The 14,009-nt window shown below is 39.3% G+C and carries 11 protein-coding genes; all 11 read left to right on the top strand.

Translation table 11 applies throughout. From position 1 onward, the window contains the following. Positions 1–14: 14 nt before the first annotated feature. The 11 genes from tssJ to GQA99_RS12325 all read left to right on the top strand — a co-directional run bounded on the left by tssJ (position 15) and on the right by GQA99_RS12325 (position 13,981). On the top strand, positions 15–485 hold the full coding sequence (gene tssJ / locus GQA99_RS12375; protein ID WP_160054193.1) for a type VI secretion system lipoprotein TssJ: 471 nt from the start codon (positions 15–17) through the stop codon (positions 483–485). 24 nt (positions 486–509) lie between these two features. After that, positions 510–1,838: a type VI secretion system baseplate subunit TssK gene (tssK, locus tag GQA99_RS12370; RefSeq protein WP_160054192.1), complete on the top strand. Its 1,329-nt coding sequence runs from the start codon at positions 510–512 to the stop codon at positions 1,836–1,838. Between the two features lie 24 nt (positions 1,839–1,862). Then, the gene (gene tssL, locus GQA99_RS12365; protein ID WP_160054191.1) at positions 1,863–3,152 is read left to right on the top strand and encodes a type VI secretion system protein TssL, long form; all 1,290 of its coding nucleotides are present in this window, start codon (positions 1,863–1,865) and stop codon (positions 3,150–3,152) included. Between the two features lie 23 nt (positions 3,153–3,175). Then, positions 3,176–6,727, top strand: coding sequence for a type VI secretion system membrane subunit TssM (gene tssM / locus GQA99_RS12360; RefSeq protein WP_160054190.1), 3,552 nt, complete (start codon positions 3,176–3,178; stop codon positions 6,725–6,727). Continuing rightward, the gene (tagF, locus tag GQA99_RS12355) at positions 6,709–7,440 is read left to right on the top strand and encodes a type VI secretion system-associated protein TagF (protein ID WP_160054189.1); all 732 of its coding nucleotides are present in this window, start codon (positions 6,709–6,711) and stop codon (positions 7,438–7,440) included. Before tssM ends, tagF begins: the two co-directional genes overlap by 19 nt. Further along, entirely contained in the window at positions 7,431–8,198 is a 768-nt protein-coding gene (locus GQA99_RS12350; RefSeq protein WP_160054188.1) for a PP2C family protein-serine/threonine phosphatase, read from the top strand. Before tagF ends, GQA99_RS12350 begins: the two co-directional genes overlap by 10 nt. Before the next feature lie 252 nt (positions 8,199–8,450). Continuing rightward, complete coding sequence (gene tssA / locus GQA99_RS12345) at positions 8,451–9,557, top strand: type VI secretion system protein TssA (RefSeq protein WP_160054187.1); 1,107 nt, start codon at positions 8,451–8,453, stop codon at positions 9,555–9,557. 41 nt (positions 9,558–9,598) lie between these two features. Further along, positions 9,599–10,099, top strand: coding sequence for a type VI secretion system contractile sheath small subunit (gene tssB / locus GQA99_RS12340; protein WP_160054186.1), 501 nt, complete (start codon positions 9,599–9,601; stop codon positions 10,097–10,099). Then, positions 10,099–11,592 (top strand): type VI secretion system contractile sheath large subunit, encoded by a 1,494-nt coding sequence (tssC, locus tag GQA99_RS12335; protein ID WP_160054185.1) that lies wholly within the window; start codon positions 10,099–10,101, stop codon positions 11,590–11,592. The genes tssB and tssC (GQA99_RS12335) overlap by 1 nt, the downstream gene beginning before the upstream one ends. A 51-nt stretch (positions 11,593–11,643) precedes the next feature. Then, positions 11,644–13,179 carry a type VI secretion system contractile sheath large subunit gene (gene tssC, locus GQA99_RS12330; RefSeq protein ID WP_160054184.1) on the top strand — a complete coding sequence of 512 codons (1,536 nt, stop codon included), beginning with the start codon at positions 11,644–11,646 and terminating at the stop codon, positions 13,177–13,179. Between the two features lie 13 nt (positions 13,180–13,192). Continuing rightward, complete coding sequence (locus tag GQA99_RS12325; RefSeq protein ID WP_160054183.1) at positions 13,193–13,981, top strand: type VI secretion system accessory protein TagJ; 789 nt, start codon at positions 13,193–13,195, stop codon at positions 13,979–13,981. Positions 13,982–14,009 lie beyond the last annotated feature (28 nt).

Below are 14,009 nucleotides of genomic sequence, written 5' to 3'. Positions count from 1 at the left end.
TTAAGGGCTAATAAATGAAGTTAAAGTTTGGTCTATATTTAACCACAATCATCAGTGTGTTATTACTCGCTGCCGGTTGTAAAACTATCAATGCTGTTGTGCCACCATCGACAGATGTGACGTTTATTGCGAGTGCCGATATTAATCCAGATATCAACAATCGTCCTTCACCAGTGGTCGTCAAAATTTTCGAATTATCATCAAGAACCATCTTTGATACACAAGATTTTTTTACTCTTGATGAATCAGCTGAAAGTGTTCTTGGTCCTGATCTTATTCGTAAAGATGAATTGGAACTACAACCGTCAGAATCTCGAGAGTACACGATGACATTAGGCAACAATACCCGTTTTGTTGGCGTCATTGTGGCGTATCGAGATATTGATTCATCACGCTGGCGTTCGGTTGTTGCAGTCGATCCTACGGGGTATGACGATGTCATTATTAACATCGAAAAAATAGCAGTTTATAACTCAGAAAAATAATGGTTGTGAGTCAATAGGGAAATTATGAGCGATTTTAGCCCAATAGCATGGACAGAGGGCATGTTTCTTCGTCCGCAACATATGCAACAGCAAGAACGTTTTCTGCAACATCAACAGGCACGTGCCGCGAGCAATAATAATCCTTTAGCGTGGGGAGTGGTGAGCTATGAAGTTAACTATGGCCTTTTACCGCTTGGACAATTTGGATTAGATAGAATTGACTGTGTATTTCCTGACAATACATTAGCGTGTTTACCAGAACAGAGTCCATTGCCTAAAGCTATCAGTATTCCTGCAGGTACCTTTGACCAGCTAGTGTATTTGGTTCTGCCTGTTGCGAAAAGTAATGGCTTAAATATTTCATCATATGAACAAAACCAAATTACCCGTTACACCTATGAAGATCACAACATTGTCGATACGAGTGTGGGTTCTGATGCAATGGAAGTACTCCAAGTTGCTAAACTAGACTGCCGCTTAAAACTGCAAAGTGAAGACCGTTCTGGATACGTATCGATAGCGATTGGACGTGTTATAGACGTGTCAGAAGAAGGCGTTATTCGTTTAGATAAAAAATTCATTCCGGCTTGTACAGGTATTGAACACATTAAAGCCCTAATGAATGTGACTACCGAAGTTACCGGTATGATTAATCAACGAGCAGAAGCTATCGCGGGCCGTTTAAGCCAATCTCAAGGTACGTCTAGTTCTATTGCAGACTTTCTAATGCTGCAATTATTGAATAAATACCAGCCTATTTTTGAACATTACGGTGTCGTTAATCATATTCATCCTGAATTGTTATATCGCACCTTAATTAGTTTTTCGGGTGAATTATCTACATTTAGTAGCCCTAATAAGCGGCCACCTAATTTTCCTATTTATCAACATGACAACTTAACCTATGTATTTAGCAATACCATGGTAATTGTCAATCATGGGTTAAGTAGTGTTTTAGAGCAAAGTGCAACTGAACTTGTGCTAGAGAAAACTAAATTTGGGGTTTATTTCTCGACGATTGCAGATAAAAGCATGCTCGACAATGCGGAATTCATTTTGGCTGTCAAAGCGAATGTCCCCAATGATGAACTACGTCAACGGTTACCATCTCAAATCAAAATTGGTTCGGTTGAATCGATCCGTGAACTGGTTAATAACCAATTACCAGGTATTGGTATTTCTAATTTACCCGTTGCACCAAGACAAGTGCCATATCATGCTGGATATCACTACTTCCAACTGGATAAAAATAATAGCCATTGGGTCAAACTCAAATCAAGTGGTGGCGTAGCTATGCATATTTCAGGTGCTTATCCTGATCTTCAACTTGAGCTTTGGGCTGTGAACATTTAAACGTCAAATATTAAGGATAATTTTGTGAACGATAAAACCATCGTTAAACCTCGTCCAGGGAAAGGGGCAGGTATGGCGGGTACTAAAACCAAAGTCGATGATGATAATCAAAAAACGTTGATCCAAGATCAACGTGTTGATAATCGAGCGAATCGCTCACAATTAAGCTTATCGCAAAACCCGATCGTGGACTATGCCGGTACGCTATTATCGATTTGTACACAATTACGAAATAGCACTCAACATGATGATGTCAATACATTGCGGGTTCACTGTGTAGAGCTCATTAAAAATTATGAGCAACAACTGCGTAATTCTGATTTAGCGTCAGATGACATAAAATCGGCTCGATATTGTTTATGCTGTTTTATTGATGAAGTGGTATTAAATACTCCATGGGGCGAACAAAGTTATTGGGCATCTGACAGTCTATTGTCTACTTTTCATAATGAAACGTTAGGGGGGGAATATTTTTACACCTTGCTTGATGCTTCACTGCGTAACCCTGCAGAAAAGTGTAATTTGCTTGAGCTAATGTATCTATGCTTAACGTTAGGCTTTGTCGGTAAGATGAGAATTGAGCCGCAAGGCGACCAAAAGCTTGAAGCATTACGAGAACGAACATATTTAGCTATTCAATCTTGTAAAGGCGACTTTCATCGTGAATTATCTCCAGGTTGGAGACAAAATATTGTACCAAACTTAACGTTCCAACAACCGTTTCCTTTATGGGTTATCGGTACGCTATTTGGTGTGGTAATCCTATTTATCTATATGTGGTTTAGCTACAGTATTAATCATTATTCTTCAGAAACTTACAAAGAGTTAACCTCGATAGTGCCATGGGATAAAACCGTTGAAGCACAACAACAACTTAGTCGAGAAGAAGCGCTTTTATTACAACAGTTACTGCAAACCGAAATAGGTAAAAACTTACTCGAGGTAGAGCAGTTAAGCGATCGCGTAAGGATCCGCATTGGTGCGACCGAACTCTTTGCTTCTGGTAATACCCAACCTCGTTCTGATTTTGAAGCCATCTTGGCCAAGATTGCGCGTACCCTTGAAAGCACCGATGGTAAAATTTTGATTACCGGTCACACCGATGATGAACCTATTTTTACGTCTAAATACCCATCTAATTGGCATTTATCATTAGCACGGGCAACGTCAATTGCTAATGTTCTGGCTAATAACGCATCGTTAAGTGGTCGTTTATGGCCTGAAGGGCGTGGCGAATCTGAGCCAAGAGTACCTAATGATAGCGATCTCAATCGCGGTTTAAATCGTCGAATCGAAATCGACTTATTGTTTTAATGTGACATAAAGGAATCGCATCAATGTCTTTAAAATCAGTCGGCAAAGGAATTGTCGAAACACTCAAATCTAAATGGGTCATTACTATTTTAGGGTTTGTGTGTATATCACTTCTTATTTGGTTCGGCGGTCCATTAGTGGCTATCGCTGGACATGAACCATTAGCATCAGCAGCATCGCGGATTATTTTGTTGCTTATTATCGTGATTGTTTTTGGCACCATCCATTTTACGCGACAATTATCTCACAGAAAACAAAGTGAAAAGATGGTTGATAGCTTAATTAATGGCGAAGATGGCAATAACATATCGGGCGATGATTTAGCCAAAAGTGAAATCACTGTTTTACAGAATAAAATGACTCAAGCGTTAGATATTCTTAAAAACACTAAGTTGACTAAAAATAAGAGTATCTACGAATTACCTTGGTATATCATGATTGGTCCGCCAGGCAGTGGCAAAACCACCGCGATTCAGCATTCTGGTTTGGAATACCCATTAAAAGAAAAAATGGGTGTTGATATGATTGAAGGCATTGGCGGTACTCGCCACTGTGATTGGTGGTTTACCAATAAAGCGGTATTGATTGATACAGCGGGTCGTTACACCACTCAAGATAGTCATATTAAACAAGACTCGCGTGCATGGCAGGGCTTTTTGGGGTTATTAAAAAAATATCGCCCAATCCGACCTATCAATGGCGTCATTATCAGTATGGGTATGTCTGATTTACTGAATCAAACGAAGACAGAAAGAAATTTACATGCCCGCGCGATTAAGCAACGTTTACAAGAGTTGCAAAATCAGCTTGGTATGACTTTTCCTGTGTACGTCTTATTTTCAAAATCAGATTTGGTCGCAGGATTTAATGAATTTTTTGACGATTTAACCAAAGAAGACTGCGAACAGATTTGGGGTATTACATTCCCATTAAATGTTGACTCTGAAGCCACGGATACCGTCAGCTTATTTAATAAAGAATTTCATGATTTATTATTGAATTTAAATGCTCGATTGAATAGTCGTTTGAAAAACGAGCGAGATTTAGAGCGCCGTGCTGCTATTTACGAATTCCCGAAGCAACTTAGACTTTTGCAAAGCTCTGCTGATGATTTCCTTAAAGAAATATTTGCCCCAAATGCCTATGAAGAAGCACCTTTACTTCGCGGAGTGTATTTAACGAGTGCGACACAAGAAGGCACTCCTATTGACCATCTGTCGAATCACTTATCGAGTGGCATTAAGAGTAAAGCAAAAACGTCTGCGACGAATAAGCAACGAAGCTATTTTATTAAACGTCTTTTAGAAGATGTTATTTTTCCAGAAAAAAACCTAGCCTCAACTAATCGTAAACATACCAATAAAAACCAATTGCTTCGAAAAGTATCGGTAGGTGTAGCGGCGAGTGTGACTTTACTTACCAGTTATTTTTGGTGGCAAAGTTACGATTGGAATCGGCAATTAATTGATGATACTTATCAAGGCATTACTGCTTATAAAACCATTACCAATGGTGGATTAAATGCCAAATCTGATGTAATCACATTAACCAAAGGCTTAACGCTTATCCGTGATTTACCGGTAGGTTTTGGAACGGATAAACCAGACGATGCACATACACTAGGCTTGTATCAGGGTGACAAGTTAAAACAACCAGCCACAGCGGCTTATCATCGCGCACTTGAAACTCATTTAATGCCGTTTTTGCAATCTATTCTTAGTGAAGAAATGGATGCTAATAGCGAGCACCTTAATTACTTATATGAGACTTTGAAAACGTACTTAATGCTATATTTTCCAGAGCATTATGACAAAAGCGATGTTCAGGTATGGTTCTCTGCATACATTGATAGAAACCTTGAGGGTGATGTCAATAACGAAGTGAGAGATGAGTTAAACAAGCATATAGACACATTATTGTCTCTCGGTATTCGAGGGGCTAAATACGACAGTAGTACCGTCGATTTTGCTCGGGCTAATTTAACGATGCTGCCTTTGGTCGAACGAGCATATCAACGTTTAAAAAATGATTTTTCAAACGGCAGTATTCCTGACTTTAAGTTAGTCGACATACTTAGCTTAGACAGTTTAGACGGCCTAATGTTTGTCAGTGGACGTCAATTTAATCAAGGCATACCAGGGCTGTACACTTTTAACGGCTTCCACGGTATTTTTAGTATTGAAAAAAATAAAATCATTAAAAATCTGACTGCGGACAGTTGGGTTTATGGTGATGATTTAGCGACGCTAGATGAGCAAGCAAAAACGATGCTCGCTCAAGAGCTAGAGAAAAGGTATATCCGAGATTATATTTTCTATTGGGAAGATTTTCTAAGTGATATCGCCATTAAGCCATATGCAACACGTGAGGAGGCTGAGCGTGTTACTGCTGCACTTGCTAGTCCTGATCAGCCTATTAAAACCATTATTACAGCCGCTCAAAAAAATGTGAATTTAACTAAAGTGCCTGTTAGTTCAAATAATTTAAAAGTTGCTACAGAAGTTGCTGGCAATATTACAGATGTTGCATTTAGGTCTAAAAAAGCTCAACTCAACAGGTTATTACCAGATACTTCAATACAGTCTGATGCGGCTGAATTACCGGGTAAAGACGTTGAATATGCTTTTGCAGAGTTATTAAAAGTGGATATAGCTGATGTTGATGAAATACAAACAACATTACGCGCGCTTAATCGTAATTATAACAAATTAGCTATGCAATCTGATGGTCAAGCAAATGTTGTAAACCAAGCCACAGAAGAGAGCTTTGCACAACTTGGACAGAGTTTGTCTGAGCAATTGATGAGTTTACCTCACCCAATTAAAAATTGGTTAGGCGAGGTAGCGTATAAAACTCGTTCATTTGCTAAATCAAACCAAAGCCAGCGCTTTAATGGTATTTGGCGGTCGCAAGTGGTATCTGAATTTAATAGCGCTATAGCAGGTCGATATCCATTTGATCGTAAATCTAAATCGAATGTGAGATTAAAAGATTTTGGTAAGTTTTTCGGTTATGGCGGCACATTAGATAAGTTTTGGGATCAATATCTTGCAGCGCATGTAGATACCAGTAAAAAACCTTGGCGTTTTAAAAATAATATCGGTATTCGTACCGATATATTAGAAATGTATCAACGAGCAGACATTATCAAAGAAGCTTTTTTCGAACCGGGCTCTAATCAGCCAAAGGTCCATTTCTCATTAGAACCAGAATCGTTAGACAGTACTGTCAGTATGATCCTGTTTGAAATCGATGGACAACAACTTAAATATCGCCATGGCCCACCTCGTAAGGAATTATTTTCTTGGCCTGGACCTGGAGCCAATAATGAAACCAGAATTGCTTTTTCGTTTCATAACGGTGGTCGCTCTATCAATAAAAAATATGAAGGTGAGTGGTCGTTTTTCAAGCTGTTAGATGAATTAAGTAAAAAACGTCCGCAGACTAAAAAAGATGGCAAATTAGTGATCAACCTTAAAGGTTACAACGCGGAACTTAAATTAACAGCAAACAGTGTTAATAATCCATTTTGGATGGCAAATATGGAGAAGTTTAGATGTCCTGCGAACCTTTAACATCAGTGGGTTACTGTGGGAAAGTCCCCTCAAAAGGGGACTTTATTCAGCAGAACTTGAATGTTGATTTTCTTAAAAATTGGAATGACTGGTTACAAGCTGTTATTGCTGTGAGTAAAGAACAAACTGAGCATGATTGGCTAGATTATTACTTAACAAGTCCTATATGGCATTTTTCGTTATCTTCTGGTGTGTGTTGTGATGAAGCTGTTGTCGGTACCGTTATTCCTAGTGTTGATCATGTCGGGCGCCATTATCCTTTTACGCTTGCGGGGTTACATACTCAAACAGCGTTAAGAGGATGGATAGACAATCAATGGGTTGAGGTGTTTGAACAGAGCATATTACACGTTCTTGAAGATGATACCGTCATTGATAAATGGTTTGATACGATCCTAAAAGAGCCACTATCCGTAGCCGCCAATGGTGATCGGTTATCAGAACATGAATCGCTTGATCGAAACAAAAAGTCTTGGGTATTTTTGGGCGACAATTCATCAGATGTATTGTTATTACTCGATCAACAATACAGAAAACGCTTTGACCGCTACAGTATTTGGTGGACAGAAGGCTCCGATGAGGTTGAATCATGCACCATTATTACAGAAGGCTTACCACAAATAAGCCAATTTATTTCGATGTTAAATGGTCAGTGGATAAAGCATGGTTGGAATACTGCCGAGTTAATTAAGGAGCAAACATCGTGCACTTAAGTCATGCATTAACTCACCGTGGAACGGTTAGAGAAATAAACGAAGATGCTTATTTAGAGTTGCCACATCTCGGTGTTTGGGTTGTTGCAGATGGAATGGGCGGCCATGCTGCAGGCGATGTCGCAAGTCAATTAGTGATTGATGGTATACAACAAGCGGTTGAACATCTGCAACCCGACACGATAACGTTGGATGTGTTAAAGCAATCACTGCAAAACAGTAATCGTTTTTTGCAACGTATGAGTGAGCAAGAATTTGATGGCAAGGTAGCTGGCAGTACCGTTGTGGTATTGTGGCTTTATCAAGATAATTATCACTTACTCTGGGTCGGTGATAGCAGAATTTATTTGCTACGCGACCAACAAATGAAACAAGTTACCAAAGACCATAGCCAAGTCAATGACATGGTAGACGAAGGATTACTTTTACCAGAAGAGGCTGAGTCACATCCATTAGCCAATGTTATTACTCGTGCGGTTGGTGTGGATTCAAAGTTAGACATCGATTATCGCACTGGCAAGGTCAGAGACGGTGATGTTTTTTTACTTTGCAGTGATGGCCTCAACAAAGAGTTAAACGATGTCGAAATAGAGCGAACTATTAAGTCCGGTAATATTATTGACTCTGGATTAGCACTATTGCATGCATCATTAGTCAGAAATGCTCGAGATAATGTCACCTGTATTCTTGTCAAAAATGCACATGCAAAAATATCCATTATTGACGATAGTGATAAAACGATCCCTGTTTTTGGTTAATATTAATTAGCTATAAAAAACAGGTTAAATAATGTGAAGTGAGTGTTTAATTTTACTTTGTTTATAATTGAGCAACATTAATTGTGATGTAATTACATAGGGTGTATTGGCGCGTTAATTATTATTACTTGTGATTAGTTGCAGTATTAAAACCATATATTACCTTTATTATAGACGGTGTTATGTATTGTTTTTGATGCGCTATGCTTCTATCATTATGCATTAATCATTTTGTTCAGGGACTGAATTAGATTGAGTAAGCTTAAAAATTTAACCATTGATGAATTAATTCTTCCTATTTCTGATGATGCAGGGACTGGAGTCGATCCGCGTGAAGATATTAGTCCAACATCGACCTATTACCTCCTTAAGGATGTGCGGAATATTGCACGATCTAAAGAACGTAAAGCACTGACTGATGAAGAAGATGTGTTGTCAGTTGCGGCGGAATGGCGTCCAATTTTTGAACAAGTTCCTCTTATCTTAAAAGAGCAATCGAAAGACATAGAATATGTTGCTTGGTTCATTGAGTCTGCGTGTCGATTACATGGTTTTAAAGGTCTGAGTTTTGGGTTCACGCTTGCTGCTGAGCTTATTGACACTTTTTGGGACTCTTTATACCCCATTCCCGATCCTAGTGATTTAGCAGAACGATTAGCGCCATTAATTGGCCTAAATGGTATTGAAAGTGAAGGTTCACTTATACATCCCATTAGAACCATCCCAATAACCGACGGCAGTGTGACTTTTTCAACGTGGCAATACGAGCAAGCACTCGATACAAGCCGATTAGATAAAGATAAACAAGAAAAGCGATTTGAGTCAGGCTCTGTCTCACTTGAAGATGTCGAGCACAGCATCAAAGAAACCCCAGACAGTTTCTTTATCGAGTTACATCACGATATCAATAATGCGATAGCAGCATTCAGTCGTTTATCGGCATCAATGGATGACGCGATGAACGGTGAGCCGCAACCAACAAGCTATATTCGCAAGGCATTAGAAGCGTGTGAGTTACAAATTAACTCAATTACGGCGCCCATAATCGCAAAAAATAAATCAGACTCTGAACAAGAGCAGCAGATATCACAAGAGCCAAATAGTGACGTTGTAGATAATCAAACAATGCCGTCTGGCGTAAATGGGCAACTTAATTCAAGAGCTCAAGCTATTAATAATCTTGAAAATATCGCTAACTTTTTTAGAAAGACTGAACCACATTCGCCAATGTCTTATGCAATTGAGCAAGTCATACGGTGGAGCGACCTCAGTTTACCTGAGTTGTTGCAAGAATTAATCCAAGATGGTGAAGCGAGGAATGGCTTCTTCAAGTTATCTGGAATAAAAACTGAAGATTAATCTGTAGTTGATTACTCAACATATTATTGAAAGGAGTTCAAATGAGTGTACATGATAGATTAAAGCGAGTAAGAAAACCGCGTGTTCATATTACTTATGATGTTGAAACAGAAGGCACTGTTGTAAAAAAAGAATTGCCTTTTGTTATTGGTGTTACAGGTGATTTTACTGGACACAACACCACAGATTTAAAGCCATTAAAAGATCGTCGCTTTGTACAAATTGACCGTGACAATTTTAATGATGTGTTAAAGCGTATGAGTCCACAGTTAAATATTTCGGTGCCAAACACGTTAGCGGGCGACGATTCTGAAATGAAAGTGGCTCTGCAATTTAACAGCATCGAAGACTTTGAACCTGCCGCGATTGTTAATCAGGTTGAGCCATTGAAGAAATTAATGGAAACCCGTAATAAGCTTCGCGATTTGATGACTAAAGTCGATCGTTCTGAAAACTTAGAGAACATTTTAGAAGAAGTGTTAAACAACACCACGAGTTTAGACCAGTTAGCAGGTGAACTTAACCTCAAAGGAGCTGAATAATGAGCATGGAAGCCGCGTCATTAGATGCTGTATCTGAAGAGCAAACACACAGTGTTTCTATTTTAGAGCAAGCAATTGTAGCAACAAAGCAAACCGATTCATCGCGTGCAGAAGAACTCATTCGTTCGTTAACGGAAGAAGCGCTTAAAGGTACTGTTCAATGGGATAAAAACCTTACAGTCACGTTTAACAAAGCGATTGAACGTCTAGATGAAGTTATCTCTAAACAGCTAGCTGCCATTATGCACAACGAAGAGCTACAAAAATTAGAAGGTAGCTGGCGTGGTTTACATCATACGGTTAAAAATTCTGAAACTAACGAAACCTTAAAAATCCGTGTAATGAGTTTATCTAAAAAAGATTTACACAAAGATTTAAGCAAAGCGGTTGAGTTTGATCAAAGCCAAATGTTCAAAAAAATCTATGAATCTGAGTTTGGCACTCCAGGTGGAGAACCTTATGGTTGCCTAGTGGGTGATTATGAATTTAGTAATCACCCTGAAGATGTTGAAACGTTATCATTAATGTCTAATGTAGCCGCTGCAGGCTTCTGTCCATTTATTTCGGCTGCTGGCTCATCGTTATTTGGTTTTGACGAATGGACTGAATTGAGTAAACCTCGTGATCTTGAAAAAGTATTTGAATCTTTAGAATACACTCAATGGCGCTCATTCCGTGATAGCGACGACTCGCGTTTTGTTACGTTAACAATGCCTCGTGTCCTTGCTCGTCTGCCTTATGGTTCAGCAACAAAACCCGTTGAAGAGTTTTGTTACGAAGAGTTCGATATTGATGCCGCAACAGGTCGCTCTAAGGTCGCTAATCATGATGATTACTGCTGGATGAACGCCGCTTATGTTATGGCAACCAATATGGGCCAAGCATTTAGTAAGTACGGTTTCTGTACCGCGATTCGTGGTGCTGAAGGCGGTGGTAAAGTTGAAGGTTTACCTGCGCATGTGTTTACCAGTGATGATGGCGACCCAGATTTAAAATGCCCAACAGAGATTGGTATTACCGATCGACGTGAAGCAGAACTAAGTAAATTAGGTTTCTTACCATTATGTCATTATAAGCATACAGATTACGCGGTGTTCTTTGGGTCTCAGTCTTGTCAAAAGCCTAAAATATTGACCAATCATGATGCAACTGCAAACGCAGCTATTTCAGCTCGTTTACCTTACTTAATGGCGACGTCACGCTTTGCCCATTATTTAAAAGTCATGGCGCGCGACAAAATCGGTAGTTTTATGGAAGCCGAAGATGTTGAAGCTTGGTTAAACCGTTGGATCCTTTCTTTTGTTAACGCATCAGAAGGTGGTGGACAAGAAATCCGTGCTAAGTATCCTCTCGCTGACGCTAAAGTTGAAGTGAAAGAAATCCCTGGTCAACCTGGTTCATACAATGCTGTTGCATGGTTGCGTCCTTGGTTACAAATGGAAGAACTGACTGCTTCTTTACGTCTAGTAGCGAAGATCCCTAAAGTAGGGTAATCACGCGCTAGCGTACTGACTCTCTTTTGTTTTCAAGGATAGAAACAAACGATGCCGCATGAAACCATTTCATTTGTAACAAGTGAAATTTTCAAAGAAGAAACAGGTGTTAACAAACCTGTTTCTTCGACCACACAGGCACTAAAAAATAAACACTTAGTCGAACGATTCTTAAGGGAGTCGGACTCGACTAGGTCGTTATTGTTGTGGCTCGAAAACTCGAGTCATTCACTGGCACAATTCGACAAACAATCAGTATTACCTTTTCTGTTAAAAGCAATTGAAAGAATTGATAAGCAAATAGAACAACAGATCAACGCCATTATTCATCACAATGCATTTCAAGCTTTAGAGGCTAGCTGGCGGGGTTTACTTTATCTTGTTAAGCAACAAGATCTGCATGATAAAGACCAAAAAGTAAAAGTTAAAATGCTCGATTGCTGCTGGACTACTTTGTCTAAAGACATTAACCGTGCGATTGAGTTTGATCAAAGTGATTTTTTTAAGCTTATTTATAACAACGAATATGACATGTCTGGCGGTGAACCTTTTGGCACATTGATTGGTGATTATCAAATCACCCATAAAAATCGCCCAGGTGTCACAACAAATGATATTGATATTTTAAAAGAAATATCACGTACTGCAGCGGCTGCATTTGCGCCATTTATCACCTCTGCGAGTCCGTCATTATTAGGTGCAGATGACTTTGCTGATTTATCTGCACATATGAACATCAGCAAAATATTTGAACAACATGAATACATCAAGTGGAATTCATTGCGCAAAATGGACGACTCTCGTTTTATTGGGTTAACGATGCCTAATATTCTTATGCGATCACCTTATTTAAATGATGGTAGTCGCAGTGAAGGATTTAAGTTTAAAGAGTCGATTAAAAACCCTAAAAAAGACCATTTATGGGGCAATGCTGCTTATGCTTTTGGTGGTGTATTAATTAGAGCATTTTGTGAGTCAGGTTGGTTTGGTCATATTCGTGGTTTAGAGCCTGGAGCTCGTAAAAAAGGCTTAGTGTGTGATTTAGCCGTGAGTCAATATGAACCCGATTTATACCGTAAACGCATGAAACCATCGGTTGATTTGTTAGTCAGTGACCGAGCTGAAAAGGCGTTCTCTGATCAAGGATTTATTCCACTGTCTCCCGTATTAGGCTGTGAGCATTTGGTTTTTTACAGTAATGCTTCAGTACAAAAGCCTCCTAAATATGATTTACCAGAAGACAACATCAACGCTAAGTTATCGTCAATGTTGCAATATATTCTGTGTGTATCTCGCTTTGCCCATTACATCAAAGTGTTAGGCAGAGAGAAAATAGGCTCTCTTCATTCTGCAGAAGCATGCCAGCGAGAATTACAGCTTTGGTTACACAAATATACAACAGCATCGGATGTGTCTTCTGATGAAGTGCGCAGTAAATACCCTTTACGTAATGCGCAAGTACAAGTAAAAGAAATGCGTGGCAAGCCAGGACATTTCTATTCAATTATTCAGCTACAACCTCATTTTCAATTAGATCAGATGGTGTCCAGTATTAAATTGGTCACGGAACTGACTTCAAGAAATTAACCTAAGGTATCCCATGAAAAAGATTGAACAAATGCTGCAAAATGGTCAGCTACAAGAAGTGATTCAATTTGTTGAGGCACAATTAAAAGACGACCCAATGAATGTTGATCTAAAAAGTAAACACATTGAATTGTTGTGCATTAATGGCGAACTAGAACGTGCTGATAAACAATTGAATTTTTTAGTACAGAAACACCCAGACTTTCTGATTGGTGCATCAAATTTACGTCAATTAATCCGAGCAGAGCAAGCCAGGCAAGATTTTACCGTAGGCAAAGCGGTACCACAGTTATTTTCTGAATCTGATGCACATGTCGAAGCACTCATGAAGTTACGTTTAGCCATGACAGAGTCGCAACAAGCGACGCTTGATAGTGCAGCTAACCTTGAAGCATTGCGCCCACAAGTGAGCCTAGTGCTTGATGGCAACACCATACAAGAAATCAGAGATCTAGATGATACATTGGGTGGTTTTATTGAGATATTTGGTACTGACGGTAAATTCTATCTCGCGCAATTGTCTGAAATTGATTACATCAATATTAAACCCGTTACATCGTTACTCGAGACCGTGTGGCGAAGAGTCGACTTAGGCATTAAAAACGGACCTTGCGGTGAAGCCCATATTCCGATGGTGTATGCCGGCAGCGAAACGGATGCGCAAAAGTTAGGCCGTGAAACGGATTGGCAAGAAATAGCCATTGATGTCATGACAGGTAAAGGCTTAAAAATGTGGTTTGCCGACGACAAAGCGATTGCGCTTAATCAAATGACTAAAATTTCGACTCCAGTTTTACAGTAGGTCACGGTGTTAAGTAAAAGCCAGCAAC

Source organism: Shewanella litoralis, assembly GCF_009828585.1.
GTDB classification, from domain to species: domain Bacteria; phylum Pseudomonadota; class Gammaproteobacteria; order Enterobacterales; family Shewanellaceae; genus Shewanella; species Shewanella litoralis.
This window is presented reverse-complemented; position numbering and strand designations above follow the sequence as displayed.